The sequence below is a fragment of the Frigidibacter sp. ROC022 genome (genome assembly GCF_024723735.1).
Classification (GTDB): domain Bacteria; phylum Pseudomonadota; class Alphaproteobacteria; order Rhodobacterales; family Rhodobacteraceae; genus SLM-1.
The window spans coordinates 17,198-37,900 of the sequence record NZ_JANQDU010000005.1 but is presented as its reverse complement, the minus strand read 5'-3'; the positions used below and the strand labels follow the sequence as shown (position 1 = coordinate 37,900).

Below are 20,703 nucleotides of genomic sequence, written 5' to 3'. Positions count from 1 at the left end.
GGCCGCCCGGCCTAAATCTCGGCACCGAATGGCAGGGGCCGGGGATGGCAGGCAGGAAACCCAAGGACAGCAAGACCCAGGATCGCAGCCTGCCCCGGCTGGCGGTGGATCTGGCGGTGCGCGGCATGATCGGCGCGGTGCGGCTGCTGCCCTACCGGGCCCGGATCGCCACCATGGGCTGGCTGACCGCCCGGGTCATCGCGCCGCTGGCCGGCTGGGGCAAACGGGTGCGCGGCAATCTCGCCCATACCACGCCCGATCTGCCCGAGGCCGAAATCCGCCGCCTGATCCGCCGCGTGCCCGACAATTTCGGACGCGCGCTGATGGAGATCTACTCGGCCCCCGAATTCATCGCGCGGGTCCGCGACCTGACCCCGACGGGCGCCGGGGTCGAGGCGCTGCGCGAGGCCCGCGACTCGGGCCGGCCGGTGATCCTCGTCACCGGGCATTTCGGCAATTACGATGCTCCGCGCGCCTGGCTGATCGCCCATGGCTACAAGGTCGGCGGGCTCTACAACCCGATGCGCAACGCCTGGTTCAACGATCACTATGTGGCCGCGATCTCGGGCATCGGCACGCCGGTCTTTCCCCGCAGCCGCAAGGGCATGGCCGAGATGATCCGGTTCCTAAAATCCGGCGGCATGGTCGGGATGGTGATCGACCAGTACATGAGCCATGGCGAATTGCTCGACTTTCTCGGCCAGCCCGCGCCGACCGCGCTTTCGGCGGCCGAACTGGCGCTGAAATACGACGCGCTGCTGGTCCCGATCTACGGCATCCGCCAGCCCGACGGGCTCGGCTTCGACATCCGGATCGAACCGCCGATCCCCGCGTCCGACCCGGTGACCATGACCCAGGCGCTGAACGACAGCCTGACCGCGCTGGTTCGCGACCACATGGACCAATGGTTCTGGATTCACCGGCGCTGGAAGCCCGAGCGCCACCAGCAGGTCACGAAACCCGGGGCCTGAAGGACACCGCCCGCACCGCCGGCGGGTGCGGTTGCCGACCGTGGCCGACAGGATGCAGGCCCGCGCGCGCCACCACCCATCGTCAAAGCCACGGCACGGGGCATCGCGATTCACGCCGTAGGGTGCGTGATCTCACGCACCATTCCGCCCCGACCCCTCCGCACACATCCGACTCGGCCGGGCAATGCCCGCTGCCAGGATGAACCGGAAAGGACCGGCGCCGGAAATCAGGCCACAGGCCCTACTTCAGCATCGCCGCCGCCACGATCGGCCCCATGTCCTTCTTCTGCACGATCACCGCCACGCCCGCATCGCCGGCCGCCGGAGCCTCGATGGCCATGTCGGCGCGGCCGTCCCATTCGCCGATCCGGCTCCACTCGGTCACCACATTGGCGTAATGGATCCGCTTGCCGGCATTCTCGCCGCGCTCGATCTCGACATCCTGCGACGGGGTGAACCGGATCAGCTGCACCACCAGCGGCCCGCTGACCTTGCCGGTCGGCGAGAGCCGCACCGTCAACTGGTCGCCGTCCCGGCTCAGCGTGATCCCGGCTTCGGGCGCCACGTCGCGGTGCCGGCTGATCAGGTCGGCCACCTCCATCGGGCGGAACCCGACCACATGATCCTGCCCCTCGATCACCATCTGCGGGGTGTAGATCGTCCGATGCCCGGCGGCCCGGGCATAGAGCTTCTGCCGCTGGGTGTATTGCGGCGAGGCGAAGGTGTCCTTCCAGCCGATGTAGTCCCAGTAATCGACATGCAGCGCCAGGGCCAGCACGTCGCTCCGCGCCGCCAGCTTCTCGAGCAAAGCATCCGCCGGCGGACAGGAGGAACAGCCCTGCGAGGTGTAGAGTTCGACCACCACCAGGGGGGTCGCAGCCGCGTCCTTCTCCGGGCCGACCTGCGCCTGGGCCGCCGAGCCGATGGCTAGAGCCGCCCCAAGGGCGATCGCGAGGGTCTTCATGCTGCCTGGTTCCCCATGTGGTCCCCCTTCCTACCCCCATGCCCGGCGCCGGGCCAATCAAGGTTTTGCGATAGGCGCGACATATTCGAGGCCGTTGCATCGCCGTGACGGTCATTGTATGCAATTGCATACCAATTGGGACCGAGTCGCCGGACCGGACCATTTCCGACGCCGCACGCAGGCCGCTCGCTCAGTCGATCCTTGCAACGCGGTCGCCGATTTGGCACATGCGGCACGAGCCTCGGACCCCTTACACCGGACCCGATCCTGGAACCCGAAAATTCCGGGACATCAGCCAACCCTTCACGGGAGACCGCCATGACCATCACCGTCGGCCACGATTCCGCCAAGACCCGCAAGACCCTCACCGCCGCTGGCGCCAGCGTCGATTACTACTCGATCCCCGCCGCCGAAGCCGCCGGCCTGGGCGAATTCTCCCGCCTGCCCGCCGCGCTGAAAGTGGTGCTCGAGAACATGCTGCGCTTCGAGGACGGCAAGACGGTCACCCAGGACGACATCCGCGCCTTCGCGCAATGGGCCCTGGACGGCGGCAAGAGCAGCCGCGAGATCGCCTATCGCCCGGCCCGGGTGCTGATGCAGGACTTCACCGGGGTTCCGGCGGTGGTCGATCTGGCCGCGATGCGCGACGGGATCATCGGTCTCGGCGGCGACGCGCAGAAGATCAACCCGCTGAACCCGGTCGATCTGGTCATCGACCACTCGGTCATGATCGACGAATTCGGCAATCCGCGCGCCTTCCAGATGAACGTGGACCGCGAATACGAGCGCAACATCGAACGCTACCAGTTCCTGAAATGGGGCCAGTCGGCCTTCGAGAACTTCCGCGTCGTGCCGCCGGGCACCGGCATCTGCCACCAGGTCAACCTTGAGTATCTGGCCCAGACGGTCTGGACCGACAAGGACCAGTCCGGCACCGAGGTCGCCTATCCCGACACCCTCGTCGGCACCGACAGCCACACCACCATGGTCAACGGCCTTGCGGTTCTGGGCTGGGGCGTCGGCGGGATCGAGGCCGAAGCCGCGATGCTGGGCCAGCCGGTCTCGATGCTGATCCCGGAAGTGGTCGGCTTCAAGCTCACCGGCCAGATGGTCGAGGGCACCACCGCCACCGACCTCGTGCTGAAGGTCGTCGAGATGCTCCGCAAGCATGGCGTGGTCGGCAAGTTCGTCGAATTCTACGGCGAGGGCCTGGATCACCTGCCGCTCGCCGACCGCGCCACGATCGCCAACATGGCCCCCGAATACGGCGCAACCTGCGGCTTCTTCCCGGTTGACGGCGAAACCCTGCGCTACCTGCGCCAGACCGGCCGCGACGAGGCACGCATCGCCCTGGTCGAAGCCTATGCCAAGGCCAACGGCATGTGGCGCGATGCCGATTACGCGCCGGTCTACACCTCGACGCTGGAACTCGACATGGGCACCATCGTCCCGGCGATCTCGGGCCCGAAACGGCCGCAGGACTACCTGCCGCTGACCGGCGCCAAGGCCGCCTTCGCGCGCGAGATGGAAGAGACCTTCAAGCGCCCGCTGGGCAAGGAAGTCCCGGTCGAGGGCGAGGATTACACCATGTCCTCGGGCAAGGTGGTGATCGCCTCGATCACCTCCTGCACCAACACCTCGAACCCCTATGTGATGATCGGCGCCGGGCTCGTCGCCCGCAAGGCCCGCGCTCTGGGCCTGAACCGCAAGCCCTGGGTCAAGACATCTCTGGCCCCGGGATCGCAGGTCGTGTCCGAATATCTGGAAGCGGCCAACCTGCAGGAGGATCTCGACGCCATCGGCTTCAACCTCGTGGGCTACGGCTGCACCACCTGCATCGGCAACTCGGGCCCGCTGCAACCGGAAATCTCCAAGGCCATCGCCGATGGCGATCTGGTCGCCACCGCGGTGCTCTCGGGCAACCGCAACTTCGAAGGCCGGATCAGCCCCGACGTGCGCGCCAACTACCTGGCCAGCCCGCCGCTGGTGGTCGCCTATGCCATCGCCGGCGACATGAACATCGACCTGACATCCGAGCCGCTGGGCGAGGACCGCGACGGCAACCCGGTCTATCTCAAGGACATCTGGCCGAGCACCAAGGAAATCGCCGATCTGGTCCACGCCACGGTGACGCGCGAGGCCTTCCGGAAGAAATACGCCGATGTCTTCAAGGGCGACGAGAAATGGCAGGCGGTCGAGACCGTCGACAGCGAAACCTACGACTGGCCCCCGACCAGCACCTATATCCAGAACCCGCCCTACTTCCAGGGCATGTCCAAGACCCCCGGCAAGATCACCGATCTGACCGGCGCCCGCGAACTGGCGATCCTCGGCGACATGGTCACCACCGACCACATCTCGCCCGCGGGGTCGTTCCCCACCACCTCGCCGGCCGGAAAATATCTGATCGAACGCCAGGTCCAGCCGCGCGAGTTCAACTCCTACGGATCGCGCCGCGGCAACCATGAGGTGATGATGCGCGGCACCTTCGCCAACATCCGGATCAAGAACGAGATGCTGGACGGGGTCGAGGGCGGCTATACCAAGGGGCCCGACGGCCAGCAGGCGGCGATCTTCGACGCCGCGATGGCCTGGCAGGCGCAGGGCACCCCTCTGGTCGTCATCGGCGGCAAGGAATACGGCGCCGGCTCCAGCCGCGACTGGGCGGCCAAGGGCACCGCGCTGCTGGGCGTCAAGGCGGTGATCGCCGAGAGCTTCGAACGCATCCACCGCTCGAACCTCGTCGGCATGGGGGTGATCCCCTTCGAGTTCACCGGCGGCGACAACCGCAAGACCCTGAACCTGAAGGGCGACGAGAGCTTCTCGATCACCGGGTTGACCGATGTCACCCCGCTGGCCGAGGTGCCCTGCACGATCACCTATGCCGACGGCACCGAAAAGGTGATCCAGCTCAAGTGCCGGATCGATACCGCGATCGAGATCGAATATGTCGAAAACGGCGGCGTGCTGCATTATGTGCTGCGCAACCTTGCCAAGGCCGGCTGAATTGGGCGTGCCGGGCCCGGGCCCCTGCGGCTTCGGCCCGGCACCGCTGCCCCCCGCAGGACCGGGCCGCACCACGCGATGAGCGACGCGCCACGTCACACCTTGCTCGACGACGCCCAGGGGCTCGGCTTCGGCTCCCTGATGGCGGCCTTCGGGATGCATCTCCTGTTGTCGGCCGGGCTGGTCACCGGCCAGACCGCCGGCATGGCGGTGCTGATCTCCTATGCCACCGGCTGGGCCTTCGGCCCGGTCTTCTTCGTGGTCAACATCCCGTTCTACTGGCTCGGCTACCGCCGCTTCGGACTGGCCTTCACCATCAAGACCTTCATCGCCGTCGCCCTGCTGACCCTGTTCACCAGCTTCATTCCGGGCCTGATCCCGCTGGGCGCGATCCAGCCCGGAGCCACCGCGGTGATCTTCGGCTGCATCACCGGGGCCGGGCTGCTGGCGCTGTTCCGGCATGGCGCCAGCCTCGGCGGCATCGGCATCCTCGCCCTGCTGATCCAGGACCATACCGGCTTTCGCGCCGGCTGGACCCAGCTCGCCTTCGACGCGGTGATGTTCGGGCTCGCCTTCACGCTGGTTCCGGCGCAGATCGTCGGCTGGTCCTTCCTCGGCGCATTGGTGCTGAACCTGACCCTGGCGATCAACCACCGCCGCGACCGCTATATCGCGACCTGAGCCGCCCCGGCCTAGTCGCCGCAGTCCAGCGGCTCGGCAAAGCCGCCCTCGTCCGGGAACAGGGTGAACAGCTCTCCGGCATCGCCACCGCAGTTCAGGATCGGATAGTTCGAGCCGTTGTTGGTGTAGAGACACCAGACCACCCAGGGCCCGACACCGCCATGCAGGAAATTGTCGGCCTCGAAGATCGAATCGTAATCCATCCGCCCCTCGGGCCGGCCGCAGAGATGCGAGGTCAGCCCCTTGCCCGCCACCTCCAGCCGCACATCCTCGTCGATCAGCTTCGGCGGGGTCGCGGCATCCCGGCCGACGACGCGGTAGCGGCCCTGGAAGAACTCGGGCGGCGGACGGTCGGCCAGCGCCGTCGTGGCGACAAGGCCGAGGATCATCGACAGGCGAAGACAACGGATCATGGCGCCAGCCTAGCACGGATTGCCGCCCGGCATAGTCCGGATTTCCGCGGCCCCCCGGCGCCCCGCCCCGGCTTTCCGCCCCGATATGGCGCTCTGACGGGGCGTTGCACCGCTTTCCCCTAGCCTTTTCTGCGCATGCGCGATAAGCCCCGCGCGACCTCAGGAAAGCGACCCATGGACCTTCGTAACATCGCCATCATTGCCCACGTCGATCACGGCAAGACCACTTTGGTGGATGAACTGCTGAAACAGTCCGGCGCCTTCCGCACCGGCCAGGCAGTGGCCGAACGGGCGATGGACTCGAACGACATCGAGCGCGAGCGCGGCATCACCATCCTCGCCAAATGCACCAGCGTCGAACATGGCGGCACCCGGATCAACATCGTCGATACCCCCGGCCACGCCGATTTCGGCGGCGAAGTGGAGCGCATCCTCTCGATGGTGGACGGGGTCGTGCTGCTGGTCGATGCCGCCGAAGGCCCGATGCCGCAGACCAAGTTCGTCACCGCCAAGGCGCTGGCCCTCGGCCTGCGCCCGATCGTGGTGCTCAACAAGGTCGACAAGCCCGACGCCGAACCCGACCGCGCCCTGAACGAGGTCTTCGACCTCTTCGCCAATCTCGGCGCCAGCGACGAGCAGCTCGACTTCCCGCATCTCTACGCCTCCGGCCGCGCCGGCTGGGCCGATCCCGAACTGGACGGCCCGCGCGAGAACCTGGACGCGCTCTTCGACATGATCGTCGCCCATGTCCCGGCCCCGAAGCAGCTGGCCGCGAAGGACGAGCCCTTCTGCATGCTCGCCACCACGCTCTCCGCCGACCCGTTCATCGGCCGCATCCTCACCGGCCGGGTCGAGAGCGGCACCCTGAAGACCGGCGAGACGATCAAGGCGCTCAGCCGCACCGGCGACAAGATCGAACAGTTCCGGGTCTCCAAGATCCTCGCCTTCCGCGGCCTCTCCCAGGCCCCGATCGAGACCGCACAGGCCGGCGACATCGTCACCCTCGCCGGCATGTCCAAGGCCACCGTCGCCGACACGCTCTGCGCCCTCTCGGTCGAGACCGCCCTGCCCGCCCAGCCGATCGACCCGCCGACCATCTCGGTCACCTTCGGCATCAACGACAGCCCGCTGGCCGGCCGCGACGGCTCCAAGGTCCAGTCCCGGGTGATCCGCGAGCGGCTGTTCAAGGAGGCCGAGCTGAACGTCGCCATCAAGATCGCCGACACCCCCTCGGGCGACGCCTTCGAGGTCTCGGGCCGCGGCGAGCTGCAGATGGGCGTGCTGATCGAGAACATGCGCCGCGAGGGCTTCGAGCTGTCGATCTCCCGCCCCCGCGTCATCTTCCGCGAAGAGGACGGCGTGACTCTGGAACCGATCGAGGAAGCCACGATCGACGTCGATGACGAATATTCCGGCGCGGTCATCGAGAAGATCACCGGCCCCCGCAAGGGCGAGCTGGTCGAGATGAAGCCCGCCGGCGCCGGCAAGACGAGGATCATCGCCCATGTCCCCTCGCGCGGGCTGATCGGCTATCACGGCGAATTCCTCACCGACACCCGCGGCACCGGGGTGCTGAACCGGGTGTTCCACGGCTGGGCGCCGCACAAGGGCCCGATCGAGGGCCGCCGCCAGGGGGTCCTGATCTCGATGGATGCCGGGGTCTCGGTCGCCTATGCGCTGTGGAACCTGGAAGAGCGCGGCAAGATGTTCATCGGCGCTCAGGAACAGGTCTACGGCGGCATGATCATCGGCGAGCACGCCCGCGACAACGACCTGGAAGTGAACCCGCTGAAGGGCAAGAAGCTGACCAATGTCCGCGCCTCGGGCACCGACGAGGCGGTGCGCCTGACCCCGCCGGTGCGGATGTCGCTGGAACAGGCGATTGCCTATATCAACGACGACGAGCTGGTCGAGGTGACGCCGAAGAGCATCCGCCTGCGCAAACGCTGGCTCGACCCGCATGAGCGCAAGCGGCAGGGCAAGGTGGCCTGAGCGCCGCCGCCCTCCATCCCTTCCGCATGACCCGTCCTCGGCGCACCTCCGCGATCCGACAGGGTGCGTGAGATCACGCACCCTACCTCCGCACCGAGAGCATGCCCCCGCCCGGCGCACCCGTAGGGTGCGTGCTCGCACGCACCACCCCCCCGGTGGTCCAATATGGCGCGTGACATCACGCACGCTACTTCGCACCGATTGCACGCCCGCCCCCCCCGGCGCGCACCGCTCCAACGGTGTGGACGTCGCGGCTGCGCGCGGCTACTGATGACAAAGATGATAGCTAGAAGGGGGCTATTCGCTCTATCGTGTTCTGCTCTTGGTTCTCTCCTTCGCCTTTCTTGCTCTCCTCGCTTTACGATTTTCATACGTGGGTTCACGCTCGGATGTGTAGTTTCGTACGGAACTAGGATGCTTTTCTTCGGCGTCTAGATTTCTGTTTCTCGCCTTAGCCATCTGTTCCTCCGACGCCGCCTGCGCGGCGGCCTCAACGGCGGATACTATGGCTCTCTCCACATCCTCATCGGTAAGGGGTGGGTTAGAAACGCAACTGTTCAAGTAAAGCATGATGGCGCTAAGAAGTAGCATGCCCCAATTCGGCCCCGCGTTGAAAACGTCCTTAAGCGTTATGGCGGCCTCGCGGTGGATTTTTTCAGCGGCGCTGATTGCGGCTGTCTTCTCAATGTTCCCTTGTTGTGCTGCGGCAAAGAGAGTTTGAAGCTTCCGAATATTCTCAATCGTCGCCCAGTCTGCCGATACAACTCGCGCGATACCGTCCCTGATTTCCGTTGTACCGTCCCCTGTGCGGGCCATCGCGCCACAGCGAGGGCATTGCTCGGCGCTGTTCGAAGTTACGATAGTGCCTTGGCGGATGTTTCCGAAAACGCTGCCGTTGGTAAATGCGCTAGGAAATATCAACCCGCACCGGGGGCACGTAGCGATCATGATTTCGCCTCCTAGAAGATAGGCGAAGCTTTCACGTAGCTGTCGGGTACGTCAAGTAGGGTGCGTGCTCGCACGCACAACACCCCGCGACCTCACATGGCGCACAACATCACGCACCCCACCAACCGCCACTCCTCCCGCATGAACCGCCCCGCACACCCGTAGGGTGCGTGCTCGCACGCACCACACCCCCGCGACCTCACATGGCGCACAACATCACGCACCCCACCAACCGCCGCACTTCCCGCATGAACCGCCCCGCACACCCGTAGGGTGCGTGCTCGCACGCACCATGCATCCGCGATCCCATATGCGCGTGACATCACGCACCATGTATCGTGACCCCGACAATTCGGATTTATCGAATTCACTCACACAACGGGAGCACCGAGATGTTGTGGCGCTAGGCACCTTATCCTCACCGCTGCACGCGATATCGTCGGCACTCAAGAGGACTCCTCGTCCTCCCATGCCGAGGCTTCTTCCTCGGCCAACACTAGCAGCTTTTGCGTAGTCATGGAGTTGTCAAAGGTCGCCACGAAATATTGGCACACCGCGACCATGATCAAACCCGTCATTATGATAATGCCACCCGAGATTGACGCCACGATATTGATGAACCGTGGGCCAGTTGTATCGGCTATATCCAAGAACTGCACGACCATTTCCCCATTGATCCAGCCTGCAATAATCAGAAGGCATCCAGCAGCCACGATGACCCATCCCAAGAGCTCGAGAATCCAGCAAACAAGCCTGCCTACAAGATATCGATGCGCGACATGATAGCGCCTTCGGTAAACCGCCATATATTCTACTCCTACGTGGAACCTTATTTTCTGGAAAATCATCCCAAGAATGGGAACCAATTTTGATTTGGGGAAAACCAAAACAAGATTGGTCGGCACATCCAAAGACAACCCGACGACGAGCTAGGAAGGCATCTTCCCACCGCGTCTCCAAAAAAGGGAACTCCCAAGACCTCTCTTCCTGCGAATTCTCTACTAGCTGCTGGAAAGCAGTTCAATCGCACGAACAACTTTAAATTGATCCGGATGACGGCAAGGAAATGGATAGCAAACCGAGTGGCTTGCCACACCTAAAGCTACCCACTCACCGCGCCTCCGCTCCCTTGGTGCGTGTAAACACGCACCCTACACCCCCCATCCCCCTTCACCTCCCATTAACCACAACCCCCGTCCGCACGGCTTTCTCAACAAAATCAACCCCTTGACCCCCGTCCCCATGGGGACGCCTCGGCTCTTGCCCTCTGCATGGGGGGAGTCTAAACCCGCTCCGACCCCGCCGCAGCCAAGGACGGCCCGATGATCCCGCGCTATTCCCGCCCCCAGATGGTCGCCATCTGGTCTCCCGAGACCCGCTTCAAGATCTGGTTCGAGATCGAGGCCCATGCCTGCGACGCCCAGGCGGCGCTCGGGGTGATCCCGAAGGAGAACGCCGAAGCCGTCTGGAAGGCGAAGGACGCCACCTTCGACACCGCGAGGATCGACGAGATCGAGGCCGTCACCAAGCATGACGTGATCGCCTTCCTGACCCATCTGGGAGAGATCGTCGGCCAGGACGCGGCCCGGTTCGTGCACCAGGGGATGACCTCGTCGGACGTGCTCGACACCGCCTTCAACGTGCAGCTGACCCGTGCCGCCGACCTGCTGCTGGCCGATCTCGACGCGCTGCTGGCGGCGCTGAAACGCCGCGCGATGGAGCACAAGTTCACCACCCGCATCGGCCGCAGCCACGGCATCCACGCCGAGCCGACGACCATGGGACTCACCTTCGCGCGGTTCTACGCCGAGATGGACCGCAACAAGCGCCGGCTGCAGGCGGCCCGCGCCGAGATCGCCACCGGCGCGCTGTCGGGCGCGATCGGCACCTTCGCCAACATCGACCCCTCGGTCGAGGAACATGTCTGCAAGATGCTCGGCCTGACCCCGGAGCCGATCTCGACGCAGGTCATCCCGCGCGACCGCCACGCCATGTTCTTCGCCACGCTCGGCGTCATCGCCAGCGGCATCGAGAACATCGCCATCGAAATCCGCCACATGCAGCGCACCGAGGTTCTGGAAGCGGAAGAGTTCTTCTCGCCCGGCCAGAAGGGGTCCTCGGCAATGCCGCACAAGCGCAACCCGGTGCTGAGCGAGAACCTCACCGGGCTGGCGCGGCTGGTGCGCATGGCGGTGACCCCGGCGCTGGAGAATGTCGCGCTCTGGCACGAACGCGACATCTCGCATTCCTCCGTCGAACGGATGATCGGTCCCGACACCACCGTGACACTCGACTTCGCACTCGGCCGTCTGACCGGGTTGGTCGACAAGCTGGTGATCTACCCCGAACGCATGCAGGCCAACCTCGACCGGCTCGGCGGCCTGCACAATTCGCAGCGCGTGCTGCTGGCGCTGACGCAGAAGGGGCTGAGCCGCGAGGCGTCCTACGCCGCAGTCCAGCGCAATGCGATGAAGGTCTGGGAACAGGGTGCCGACTTCGCCGCCGAACTGAAAGCCGACCCGGAAGTCCGCGCCGCGCTGAGCGATGCCGAGATCGACGAGATGTTCGACCTCGCCTATCACCGCAAGCATGTCGAGACGATCTTCCGTCGGGTCTTCGGCGCCGAGTGAAAACCGGCGCGGCGCGGCGAGAATCGTGTTAGGCTGGGGGCGCACAGTATCCAAGGAGGTTCCCGATGCTGAAGACCGCCTCTGTTGCGCTGATCCTTGCGCTTTCGCCTCTTGCCGCAACGGCAGAGGGCTGCGAGCACGATAGACAGGCCGCCGCCACCTGCGCCGACGGACACACCTGGGACGCCGAAGCCTCGGCCTGCGTGCCGATCGCCTCGAGCTGACACCGGCCCCGGCGCGGTTAACCCGGTCTTAAGCCTGTTCTGGTTTTCCTGATCCGACAGGATCGGGAGTGTGCCGGATGCAGGTCCAGCCAGAATCCGCAGGGGCGCCGGAGCCGCCGCTGCCGCGCCGTTTGACGCGACCGCAGAAAGCCGCGGTCATCGTTCGGCTCTTGCTGGCCGAGGGAGCATCACTGTCGCTGGCCGACCTGCCCGACGCGTTGCAGGACGAGTTGGTGGTGCAGATGTCGAAGATGCGCACCATCGACCATGCCACCCTTGCCGCGGTCGCCTCGGAATTCGCCAGCGAGGTCGATGGCATCGGCCTGTCCTTTCCGCGCGGGATCGCCGGGGCGCTCGGCACATTGGGTCCGGCCATCTCGCCCGTGGCAGCCGATCGGTTCCGCCGACAGCTCGGGGCCGAGGCGATGGGCGACCCGTGGGAGCGGGTCGCGGCGCTGTCCACGGATGAGCTGCTGCCGCTGATCGAAGCCGAAAGCAACGAAGTCGGGGCGGTGGTCCTGGCCAAGCTGAAGGTCTCGAAGGCCGCCGAAATCCTGGGCCGGTTGCCGGGGCCAAGGGCACGCCGCATCGCCTATGCGATGTCGCTGACCGAGGCGGTGCGGCCGGCGATCGTGCAGCGGATCGGGCGCACCATCCTGGACCAGATCGACGCGATGCCGGTTCCCGCCTTTGCCAAGGGCCCGGTGGAACGGATCGGGGCGATCCTGAACTTCTCGCCGTCCAACACCCGCGACGACGTGCTGGCCGGCCTGGACGAAACCGACCGGACCCTGGCGGAAGAGGTGCGGCTGGCAATCTTCACATTCGCCAATATCCCCGACCGGATCGAGAGTCGCGATGTCGCCCGGATCGTGCGGGGCATCGATCAGGCGGTGCTCGTCACCGCCCTTCAGGCCGCCGGCCAGCGCAATCTGGGCCGCACGGTCGAGTTCATCCTGGGCAACATGTCGCAACGCATGGCGGCGACACTGCGGGAAGAGATGGAGGCTCTGGGCAAGGTGCGCGAGAAGGACGGCGAAACGGCGATGAATGCGGTCGTCGCTGCGATCCGCGAACTGGAGGCGGCGGGCGAGATTTTCCTGATCGCGGGCGAGGACTAGGTGATGCTGCCGGACCTCGCCGGCCAGGGGCTCGTCGGGCTGATCTGGGCGCTGATCTATCTGTGGGTCTGGCTGCGGGCACAGGGGCGGTCGATCCCGGCCCGGCATCCCCTGCTGGCGGTGCGGGAACCGGCCCTTACGAAACGGCCGGGCCAGAGGCGGGGCTGAGAGCGGCGTCCCTGCCCCATGCGCCCCGGCGGTGGCGGCCCTCCGGCCGGAGTGACCGGATCGCCGGAACTCAGTCGCAGAGCCGATCAACGACCCGGCGCACGAAAGCCTCGCCGCGGGCGAACTGGTCGAGGGCGATGTATTCGTCCGGCTGATGCGCCTGGTCGATGCTGCCGGGGCCACAGACCACGGCGGAATAGCCCGCCTCCTGGAACTGGCCCGCCTCGGTGCCGTAGCTGACGACATGGCGGCCATTGTCGCCAGTGATGCTGCGGGCCAGGGTCTCGGCGGCGCCATCGGTCTCGGGCTTCAGCCCCGGTACCGGCCAGCGACCTTCGACCTCGATCCTTGCGTCGGGGTGGATCGCCTGCATCTGCGCCTCGAGTTCGGCAACCTTGGCGCGGAACCGGGCCATATGCGCCTCGATATCCTCTCCCGGCACCACCCGGTAGCCGAAGTCGAACCAGCAGTCGCCGGCGGTGATGTTATGTGCAGTGCCACCCTGGATCATGCCGGTATGGAGCGTCGTGAAGGGCGGATCGAACAGCGCCGCAAGATCGGACGGCGTTTCGGCCCAGAGCCGCTCGTTCTCCTGGTTGCCCCAGTCGATCAGCCGCGCCGCCCACATCACCGCGCTGACCCCCCGGTGCATCATCGAGGAATGGATTTCGACCCCCCGGACATGAACCTTGAATCCGGTGCCGCCCTTGTGCCCGGTCACGCAGTCCATCATCGACGGCTCGCCCACGATCACCGCTGCCGCTTTCGGCAGGGTCTTCAGCACATGCGGGATCACCAGCGGCGCGCCGATGCAGCCGACCTCCTCGTCATGGGTCAGCACGATCTGCAGCGGCCGCTTGAGATCGCGCTCCAGCGCCAGCGGCACCGCCGCCAGGGCCAGCGCGTCGAACCCCTTCATGTCGCAGGTGCCACGCCCGTAGAGCCTGCCGTCACGCTCGGTCACGACCCAGGGGTCCGAGGCCCAGTCCTGCCCGTCCACCGGCACCACATCGGTATGGCCGGAGAGCAGCGTGCCCCCGGCGACCTCGGGGCCGATATTGGCAAAGAGCGAGGCCTTTTGCCCGGTCGGGTCATAGACCCGATGTGCGCTGACGCCGTGGCTGGCCAGATAGTCCTCGACCCAGTCGATCAGGGCCAGGTTGGAATCGCGCGAGACGGTCGGGAAGGCCACCAGCCGTTCCAGAATTTCCCGTGCTGTCATGTGTTTGGCCAATGGCTTTCTCCCGGGCTGCGCGCAAACGGTGGCCCCGGCTGCGCCCGAGGTCAAGCGCTGCCGCCGCTTTCCGACGCGGTCCTGCCAGTCAAACGGGCATATGCATACCGTTACGCCATTTCCGCTGATTAGCTGTTGTCGGACGGGGAATTGGTGCTAACGTCCCGGTAATCCTGAGATCGGGCGTCAGACCCGGCCAGACAAAAAGACAAGAACAATAACAAGAACAAAAAACGTCCGACTGGGGAGTCGCCTATGCCCGATGGGGCCTTGCCCGTCCTTGATGTCAAGGACCTCAAGACCGTGTTTCGGACACGCGCCGGCGAGATACATGCCGTCAATTCCGTAAGCTTCGAGTTGAAGCCGGGCGAATTGCTGGGCGTCGTGGGCGAAAGCGGGTCGGGCAAGTCGGTCACCATGATGTCGCTGATCGGGCTGCTGCCGATGCCGCCGGCCGAGATCCGCGACGGCCAGGTGCTGTTCGACGGCCAGGACCTGCTGCGGCTGCCCGAGGATGCGCTGCGCCAGATCCGGGGTGCCCGGATCGGCTTTGTCTTCCAGGACCCGATGACCAGCCTGAACCCGGTGTTCACCGTCGGCTACCAGATCATGGAGCCGCTGCGCAAACACATGGGAATGGACAAGGCGGCGGCGCGGGTGCGGGCGGCAGAGTTGCTGAAACTGGTCAACATCCCCGACCCCGAGGCGCGGCTGGCCGACTATCCGCACCAGTTCTCGGGCGGGATGCGGCAGCGGGTGATGATCGCCATCGCGCTGGCCTGCGACCCGGAGGTGCTGATCGCCGACGAACCGACAACGGCGCTGGACGTGACGATCCAGGCGCAGATCCTCGAACTGGTGAAGGAGCTGCGGCACAAGCTGGGCATGGCGATCGTCTGGATCACCCATGACCTGGGCGTCATTGCCGGCATCGCCGACCGGGTGATGGTGATGTATGGCGGCCAGGTGGTCGAGCAGGCCCCGGTGCGCGAGTTGTTCAAGAATCCGCAGCATCCCTATACGCGGGCGCTGCTGAAGACGGTGCCACGGGTGCGCGGCGCCCGCGAGCCGAAGCTGAGCGTGATCGAGGGTCAGCCGCCGATGCTGACCGCGCAGCCCGGCTCCTGCCCGTTCCGGCGACGCTGCACCCATGCTCTGGAAATCTGTGCCAGCCGGAACCCGCCCCGCTATGCCACCGGTCCGGGCCATGACGCCGCCTGTTTCTGGGACGCCAAGACCGGGACGGCCCGGCATGTCTGATATCGCGACGACCGAAGCTCCGGCCCGCGGGGCAACGCAACGCAAGCTGGTCGAGGTGCGCGGGCTGAAGATGCATTTCCCGATCTATGCCGGGGTGCTGCGCAGCCGGGTCGGCGAGGTCAAGGCGGTCGATGGGGTCAGCTTCGACATATATGAAGGCGAGACCCTGGGGCTGGTCGGCGAAAGCGGCTGCGGCAAGAGCACCTGCGGCCGGGCGATCCTGCGGTTGTATGACGTAACTGATGGCTCGATCGTGGTCGATGGCGCGGAAATCGCCAAGGTGCCGCAGGCCAATCTGCGCGACCTGCGCCCGACCATGCAGATGGTGTTCCAGGACCCGCAGGCCAGCCTGAACCCGAGGATGACCGTGGCGGCGCTGATCGGCGAGCCGCTGGATGAGCACACCCGCCTGAGCAAGAAGGAAAAGCTGGCCCGGATCTACGAGCTGATGGATGCCGTCGGCCTGGCGCGCAGCTTTGCAAACCGGTATCCGCATGCCTTTTCCGGCGGTCAGCGGCAGCGGATCGGCATCGCCCGAGCGCTGGCGCTGAACCCGAAGTTCATCATCTGCGACGAGCCGATCGCGGCGCTGGACGTCTCGATCCAGGCCCAGGTGGTGAACCTTCTGGAAGACCTGCAGGATCGGCTGGGGCTGACCTATCTGTTCATCAGCCACGACCTTTCCATGGTCCGCCACATCGCCGACCGGGTGGCGGTGATGTACCTGGGCAAGGTGGTGGAACTGGCGCCGCGCGAAGAGCTCTATTCCGATCCGTTCCACCCCTATACCCGGGCGCTGCTGTCGGCGGTGCCCGAGCCCGACCCCTGGATCGAGGACAAGGTCGAGCGGGTGATCCTGCAAGGCGACGTGCCCTCGCCCGCCAATCCGCCGAAGGGCTGCAACTTCTGCACCCGCTGTCCGGTGGCGGTGGAACGCTGCCATGTCGAGGACCCAGAGTTTCGCGAGGTGCAGCCGGGCCGCTTCGTCGCCTGCCATCTCTATGTCGACCCAAAGAGCGGGACCGTGGAAGAAACCGCGGCATCCGAGGCCAACGAGCACCCAACAAGGAGACGATCATGAAACTGAAGACAGCCCTGCTAGGTGCTGCCGCCGTTGCCGTCATCGCGCCTGCCGCGATGGCCGAGCGCGGATCGGATGGCCACCTCAACATCATCTACTGGCAAGCGCCCTCGATCCTGAATCCCTATCTGTCCGGCGGCACAAAGGACCTGGAATCCTCGTCGCTGATCATCGAACCGCTGGCCCGCTATGACCAGGACGGCGCCCTGACGCCCTGGCTTGTCGATGAAATCCCGACCGTCGAGAACGGCGGCGTCTCGGCCGATCTGAAGAGCATCACATGGAAGCTGTCGGACGGTCTCCTGTGGTCCGACGGCACGCCGGTGACTTCGGAAGACGTGAAATTCACCTGGGAATACTGCACCGCCGATGGCGGCGGCTGCGCCCAGATCGAGAAATTCAATGACGTGGTCTCGGTCGATACGCCGGACCCGCAGACGGTCATCGTGCACTTCAGCGTGCCCAAGCCCTTCCCCTATGGACCCTTCGTCGGCGCCCAGGCCCCGATCATCCAGAAGGCCCAGTTCAAGGACTGCATGGGGGCCAAGGCGCCGGAATGCACCGATGCCAACTTCGGCCCGATCGGCACCGGCCCCTTCGTCGTCACCGAGTTCCGGACCAATGACGTGATCTCGCTGGAAGCCAACCCGAACTATCGCGATCCGGACAAGCCGGCCTTCGCGACGGTGACCTTCAAGGGCGGCGGCGATGCGGCGGCGGCCGGTCGTGCGGTGATGGAAACCGGCGAATTCGACTATGCCTGGAACCTTCAGCTGGCGCCGGAAGTGCTCGAGCAGATGGAATCGGTGGGCAAGGGCAAGAACATCGTCGCCTTCGGCACCTCGGTCGAACGGATCCTGGTCAACCTGACCGACGTGGACCCGGCGCTCGGTGACGAGCGCGGAACGATCAAGCATCCGCATCCCTTCCTGACCGAGAAGCCGGTCCGCGAGGCCCTGTCCAAGGCCATCGACCGGGCGCTGCTGGTCGAGATCGGCTATGGCTCCTTCGGACGGCTGACCTGCAACGTGCTGCCGGCCCCGGCGGTCTATGCCTCGACCGCCAATGACGACTGCGTCAACCAGGACATCGAGGGCGCCAAGAAGCTGCTCGACGATGCCGGCTGGGTGCCGGGCCCCGATGGCGTGCGCGAGAAGGACGGCAAGCGGCTGTCGGTGGTCTTCCAGACATCGACCAATGCCGTGCGCCAGGACTTCCAGGCCCTGATCAAGGGCTGGTGGCAGGAGATCGGTGTCGAGGTCGAACTGCGCAACATCGACGCCTCGGTATTCTTCGGATCGGACCCGGGCTCGCCCGACACGTTCCAGAAGTTCTTTGCCGATATCGAGATGTTCACCAACAACTTCGACGGCACGGATCCGGAAGCCTACATGTCGAACTGGACCTGCGGCCAGATCCCGGCGCCGGAGAACCAGTGGCAGGGCAACAACATGCCGCGCTTCTGCTCGGCCGAGTATGACGCCCTGCGTGCCGAAATGGCGCAGACCGGCGACATCAACGAGCGGGGTCGCCTGGCCAAGGCGATGAACGACATGCTGATGCAGGAATACGTGATCATCCCGCTGGTCTACCGCGGCCGCAACGCAGCCCATTCCAACACCCTGGGTGGCGTGATCATGAATGTCTGGGACAGCGAGATCTGGAACGCTGCCGACTGGTACCGGATCAAGTAGCCGGAAAACCGGGGCGGCCCGGCGACGGACCGCCCCACCCTGCCCTTCCCGTTGCCCTCTGGCCCCGGGCTGATGCGAGGCGCTGATGCTGAATTACACGATCAGGCGACTGGTCCTGGCGATCCCGACCCTGCTGTTCATCTCTCTGGTGATCTTCCTGCTGCTCGACCTTGCGCCCGGCGATCCGGTCTCGAACATGCCGCTGACGATCCCGCCCGAGGTCCGCGAGCGTATCCGCGAGAGCCTGGGTCTCGGGGAGCCGGTCTATGTCCGCTATGTCAAATGGCTGGGCAATTTCTTCATCACCGAACCGATGTATCTGATCGACCACTGGTTCGGCACCAATCTGCGGATGACCGATTTCGTCGATGCCGTGGTCGCGGTCAGCCCCGGCAACACCGGCAACGGCACGCTGATGGTTGCCGCCCCCGCCGCCGGCACAGCGGGCAGCTATGCGCTGACGGCGCTGGCCGGAACCGATGGCCCCGACGGGCCGGCCTTCGAGGTTCGGGGACCGGACGGCAAGACGCTGGGAGAGGTCCGGGTCGGCCAGCCGCTGGAAGGCTCGATCGGGTTCGAACTGAAGCAGGGCGACACGGCATTTGTGCCCGGCGACGGCTTTACCGTCGAAGTGACCGAGGGCACCCGGCCCCGGCAGCGCATCCTGTCGTTCCAGAGCCGCAGCCCGGTGATGGACATCGTGCTGGAGCGGATGCCCCAGACCCTCAAGGTGGTCGGCATCGCCTATCTCGTCGGGGTGCTGATCGCGCTGCCGATCGGGATCATCTCTGCCTATCGCCAGTATTCCTGGTTCGACCAGCTGGGCACATTCATCTCGATGATCGGCTTTTCGGTGCCGACCTTCTTTACCGGGGTGCTGCTGATCATCATCTTCTCGGTCAAGCTGCAATGGTTCCCGTCGATCTACGACACCACGCTGAAGGTCGTGGACTGGCCCAGTTTCGTCAAACAGGTCAAACAGATGGCGATGCCGGTGGCGGTGCTGGCACTGTTCAACGCCAGCCAGATTTCACGCTTCATGCGCGCCTCGATGCTGGACAACCTGCATCAGGACTATGTCCGCACCGCCCGCGCCAAGGGGCTGACCGAGCGGGTCGTGGTGTTGCTCCATGTGCTGCGCAACTCGATGATCCCGGTCATCACGGTGATCGCCCTGGGGGTGCCGACGATCTTCGGCGGCGCCATCATCACCGAGCAGGTCTTCAAGGTGAACGGGCTGGGACAGCAGCTGATCCTGTCGATCCAGGGCAGCGACATTCCGATGGTCCAGACCCTGACCTTCATCTTCGCGGTGCTGATCGTGCTGTTCAACCTGATTGCAGACGTGCTTTACGGCATGCTCGACCCGAGGATCCGCTATGACTGACGAGCTGGCCGGAACCGACATGAGCCACCGCCCGCCGCGCAACCAGTGGTGGGATGTCTGGGATCAGTTCAAGACCCACAAGGGCGCGATGCTGGGCGCCGTCATCATGATCCTGATCGTCCTGTTCGTCAGCATCGGGCCCTGGATCTGGCAACTGGACCCCTCGGAATCGCCCAGCAAGGCGATCGACCTGCTGCGGGGCCGCAACCAGCCGCCCAGCCTGGCGCATCCGATGGGCACCGATCAACTGGCCCGCGATTTCCTGGCCCGAATGATGGCAGGGGGGCGGGTGTCGATCTTCGTCGGGCTGATGGCGATGGCGCTGAGCCTGGTGCTGGGCACCCTGATCGGCGTGCTGGCGGGCTATTTCCGCCGCCTCGACGGGCCGCTGATGCGCTTCACCGACCTGTTCCTGGCGCTGCCGTTGCTGCCCCTGCTGCTGGTCATGGTGATGCTGTTCCGCGAGACCCTGTCGCAGAGCTTCGGCCCCGAGACCGGCATCTTCATCCTGATCGTCAGCGCCATCGGCGTCACCTCCTGGATGCAGACCGCGCGGATCGTGCGCGGTGACGTGCTGGCACTGAAAGAGCGGGAATATGTCCTGGCGGCGAAATCGATCGGCACCCCGTCGCGGCGGATCATCTCGCGCCACATCCTGCCGAACGTGCTGTCGCCGATCATGGTCTCGGCCACACTGGGCATCGCAAACGCGATCATCACAGAGAGCGCGCTGAGCTTCCTCGGCCTCGGCTTTCCGCCGGATTTTCCGACCTGGGGGCGGTTGCTCTATGACGCGGTGGACCAGTTGCAGCTCTATCCGATGCGGGTGGTGCTGCCGGGGGTGGCGATCTCGTTGACCGTGTTGAGCGTGAACTACATCGGCGACGGGCTGCGCGACGCGCTGGACCCGCGGATTCGCGGGCGCTGAG

18 protein-coding genes are annotated in these 20,703 nt (G+C 65.4%); 13 read left to right on the top strand and 5 right to left on the bottom strand.

The genetic code is table 11. The features are described from left to right. Nucleotides 1-44 precede the first annotated feature (44 nt). Nucleotides 45-971 carry a lysophospholipid acyltransferase family protein gene (locus tag NUW50_RS18525; RefSeq protein WP_258290667.1) on the top strand — a complete coding sequence of 309 codons (927 nt, stop codon included), beginning with the start codon at nucleotides 45-47 and terminating at the stop codon, nucleotides 969-971. A gap of 241 nt (nucleotides 972-1,212) precedes the next feature. On the opposite strand, the gene NUW50_RS18520 is transcribed toward NUW50_RS18525, so the two are convergent. Beyond that, nucleotides 1,213-1,935 (bottom strand): DUF1223 domain-containing protein, encoded by a 723-nt coding sequence (locus NUW50_RS18520; protein WP_258290666.1) that lies wholly within the window; start codon nucleotides 1,933-1,935, stop codon nucleotides 1,213-1,215. 318 nt (nucleotides 1,936-2,253) lie between these two features. On the opposite strand from NUW50_RS18520, the gene acnA reads away from it, so the two are divergent. Together acnA and NUW50_RS18510 are read left to right on the top strand one after the other, a co-directional pair. Further along, the gene (gene acnA / locus NUW50_RS18515; RefSeq protein WP_258290665.1) at nucleotides 2,254-4,941 is read left to right on the top strand and encodes an aconitate hydratase AcnA; all 2,688 of its coding nucleotides are present in this window, start codon (nucleotides 2,254-2,256) and stop codon (nucleotides 4,939-4,941) included. A gap of 78 nt (nucleotides 4,942-5,019) precedes the next feature. After that, nucleotides 5,020-5,622: a YitT family protein gene (locus NUW50_RS18510; protein WP_258290664.1), complete on the top strand. Its 603-nt coding sequence runs from the start codon at nucleotides 5,020-5,022 to the stop codon at nucleotides 5,620-5,622. A gap of 11 nt (nucleotides 5,623-5,633) precedes the next feature. On the opposite strand, the gene NUW50_RS18505 is transcribed toward NUW50_RS18510, so the two are convergent. Beyond that, nucleotides 5,634-6,035, bottom strand: coding sequence for a hypothetical protein (locus NUW50_RS18505; RefSeq protein WP_258290663.1), 402 nt, complete (start codon nucleotides 6,033-6,035; stop codon nucleotides 5,634-5,636). Between the two features lie 174 nt (nucleotides 6,036-6,209). On the opposite strand from NUW50_RS18505, the gene typA reads away from it, so the two are divergent. Continuing rightward, entirely contained in the window at nucleotides 6,210-8,027 is a 1,818-nt protein-coding gene (gene typA, locus NUW50_RS18500) for a translational GTPase TypA (RefSeq protein WP_258290662.1), read from the top strand. Between the two features lie 306 nt (nucleotides 8,028-8,333). On the opposite strand, the gene NUW50_RS18495 is transcribed toward typA, so the two are convergent. Then, nucleotides 8,334-8,975 carry a hypothetical protein gene (locus tag NUW50_RS18495; protein WP_258290661.1) on the bottom strand — a complete coding sequence of 214 codons (642 nt, stop codon included), beginning with the start codon at nucleotides 8,973-8,975 and terminating at the stop codon, nucleotides 8,334-8,336. 446 nt (nucleotides 8,976-9,421) lie between these two features. Next, nucleotides 9,422-9,781 carry a hypothetical protein gene (locus tag NUW50_RS18490; protein WP_258290660.1) on the bottom strand — a complete coding sequence of 120 codons (360 nt, stop codon included), beginning with the start codon at nucleotides 9,779-9,781 and terminating at the stop codon, nucleotides 9,422-9,424. A gap of 516 nt (nucleotides 9,782-10,297) precedes the next feature. Here NUW50_RS18490 and purB point away from each other — a divergent pair. From purB to NUW50_RS18470, 4 genes are all read left to right on the top strand, one after another. After that, complete coding sequence (gene purB / locus NUW50_RS18485; RefSeq protein ID WP_258290659.1) at nucleotides 10,298-11,605, top strand: adenylosuccinate lyase; 1,308 nt, start codon at nucleotides 10,298-10,300, stop codon at nucleotides 11,603-11,605. A gap of 65 nt (nucleotides 11,606-11,670) precedes the next feature. After that, a complete protein-coding gene (locus tag NUW50_RS18480) occupies nucleotides 11,671-11,829 on the top strand; it encodes a hypothetical protein (RefSeq protein ID WP_258290658.1) in 159 nt (52 codons plus the stop codon). Nucleotides 11,830-11,906: 77 nt separating this feature from the next. After that, nucleotides 11,907-12,950: a flagellar motor switch protein FliG gene (locus NUW50_RS18475; protein WP_258290657.1), complete on the top strand. Its 1,044-nt coding sequence runs from the start codon at nucleotides 11,907-11,909 to the stop codon at nucleotides 12,948-12,950. 3 nt (nucleotides 12,951-12,953) lie between these two features. Then, nucleotides 12,954-13,118 carry a hypothetical protein gene (locus NUW50_RS18470; RefSeq protein ID WP_258290656.1) on the top strand — a complete coding sequence of 55 codons (165 nt, stop codon included), beginning with the start codon at nucleotides 12,954-12,956 and terminating at the stop codon, nucleotides 13,116-13,118. 70 nt (nucleotides 13,119-13,188) lie between these two features. On the opposite strand, the gene argE is transcribed toward NUW50_RS18470, so the two are convergent. Then, on the bottom strand, nucleotides 13,189-14,340 hold the full coding sequence (gene argE / locus NUW50_RS18465; RefSeq protein ID WP_443135121.1) for an acetylornithine deacetylase: 1,152 nt from the start codon (nucleotides 14,338-14,340) through the stop codon (nucleotides 13,189-13,191). Nucleotides 14,341-14,607: 267 nt separating this feature from the next. On the opposite strand from argE, the gene NUW50_RS18460 reads away from it, so the two are divergent. The 5 genes from NUW50_RS18460 to NUW50_RS18440 all read left to right on the top strand — a co-directional run bounded on the left by NUW50_RS18460 (nucleotide 14,608) and on the right by NUW50_RS18440 (nucleotide 20,702). Further along, a complete protein-coding gene (locus tag NUW50_RS18460; RefSeq protein WP_258290654.1) occupies nucleotides 14,608-15,612 on the top strand; it encodes an ABC transporter ATP-binding protein in 1,005 nt (334 codons plus the stop codon). Then, nucleotides 15,605-16,693 carry an ABC transporter ATP-binding protein gene (locus tag NUW50_RS18455; protein WP_275982228.1) on the top strand — a complete coding sequence of 363 codons (1,089 nt, stop codon included), beginning with the start codon at nucleotides 15,605-15,607 and terminating at the stop codon, nucleotides 16,691-16,693. The genes NUW50_RS18460 and NUW50_RS18455 overlap by 8 nt, the downstream gene beginning before the upstream one ends. Then, nucleotides 16,690-18,387 (top strand): peptide ABC transporter substrate-binding protein, encoded by a 1,698-nt coding sequence (locus NUW50_RS18450; protein ID WP_258290653.1) that lies wholly within the window; start codon nucleotides 16,690-16,692, stop codon nucleotides 18,385-18,387. The genes NUW50_RS18455 and NUW50_RS18450 overlap by 4 nt, the downstream gene beginning before the upstream one ends. An 85-nt stretch (nucleotides 18,388-18,472) precedes the next feature. Next, complete coding sequence (locus NUW50_RS18445) at nucleotides 18,473-19,774, top strand: ABC transporter permease (protein WP_258290652.1); 1,302 nt, start codon at nucleotides 18,473-18,475, stop codon at nucleotides 19,772-19,774. Then, nucleotides 19,767-20,702: an ABC transporter permease gene (locus NUW50_RS18440; protein ID WP_258290651.1), complete on the top strand. Its 936-nt coding sequence runs from the start codon at nucleotides 19,767-19,769 to the stop codon at nucleotides 20,700-20,702. The genes NUW50_RS18445 and NUW50_RS18440 overlap by 8 nt, the downstream gene beginning before the upstream one ends. Nucleotide 20,703 lies beyond the last annotated feature (1 nt).

Bases quoted from the DNA above. Each gene is read 5' to 3' on its own strand.
- NUW50_RS18525 (WP_258290667.1), top strand. From the start codon at position 45: ATGGCAGGCAGGAAACCCAAGGACAGCAAGACCCAGGATCGCAGCCTG.
- NUW50_RS18455 (WP_275982228.1), top strand. From the start codon at position 15,605: ATGTCTGATATCGCGACGACCGAAGCTCCGGCCCGCGGGGCAACGCAA.
- NUW50_RS18460 (WP_258290654.1), top strand. From the start codon at position 14,608: ATGCCCGATGGGGCCTTGCCCGTCCTTGATGTCAAGGACCTCAAGACC.
- acnA (WP_258290665.1), top strand. From the start codon at position 2,254: ATGACCATCACCGTCGGCCACGATTCCGCCAAGACCCGCAAGACCCTC.
- NUW50_RS18445 (WP_258290652.1), top strand. From the start codon at position 18,473: ATGCTGAATTACACGATCAGGCGACTGGTCCTGGCGATCCCGACCCTG.
- NUW50_RS18475 (WP_258290657.1), top strand. From the start codon at position 11,907: ATGCAGGTCCAGCCAGAATCCGCAGGGGCGCCGGAGCCGCCGCTGCCG.
- NUW50_RS18520 (WP_258290666.1), bottom strand. From the start codon at position 1,935: ATGAAGACCCTCGCGATCGCCCTTGGGGCGGCTCTAGCCATCGGCTCG.
- argE (WP_443135121.1), bottom strand. From the start codon at position 14,340: ATGACAGCACGGGAAATTCTGGAACGGCTGGTGGCCTTCCCGACCGTC.
- NUW50_RS18440 (WP_258290651.1), top strand. From the start codon at position 19,767: ATGACTGACGAGCTGGCCGGAACCGACATGAGCCACCGCCCGCCGCGC.
- NUW50_RS18490 (WP_258290660.1), bottom strand. From the start codon at position 9,781: ATGGCGGTTTACCGAAGGCGCTATCATGTCGCGCATCGATATCTTGTA.
- NUW50_RS18450 (WP_258290653.1), top strand. From the start codon at position 16,690: ATGAAACTGAAGACAGCCCTGCTAGGTGCTGCCGCCGTTGCCGTCATC.
- NUW50_RS18470 (WP_258290656.1), top strand. From the start codon at position 12,954: ATGCTGCCGGACCTCGCCGGCCAGGGGCTCGTCGGGCTGATCTGGGCG.
- NUW50_RS18480 (WP_258290658.1), top strand. From the start codon at position 11,671: ATGCTGAAGACCGCCTCTGTTGCGCTGATCCTTGCGCTTTCGCCTCTT.
- purB (WP_258290659.1), top strand. From the start codon at position 10,298: ATGATCCCGCGCTATTCCCGCCCCCAGATGGTCGCCATCTGGTCTCCC.
- NUW50_RS18495 (WP_258290661.1), bottom strand. From the start codon at position 8,975: ATGATCGCTACGTGCCCCCGGTGCGGGTTGATATTTCCTAGCGCATTT.
- NUW50_RS18510 (WP_258290664.1), top strand. From the start codon at position 5,020: ATGAGCGACGCGCCACGTCACACCTTGCTCGACGACGCCCAGGGGCTC.
- NUW50_RS18505 (WP_258290663.1), bottom strand. From the start codon at position 6,035: ATGATCCGTTGTCTTCGCCTGTCGATGATCCTCGGCCTTGTCGCCACG.
- typA (WP_258290662.1), top strand. From the start codon at position 6,210: ATGGACCTTCGTAACATCGCCATCATTGCCCACGTCGATCACGGCAAG.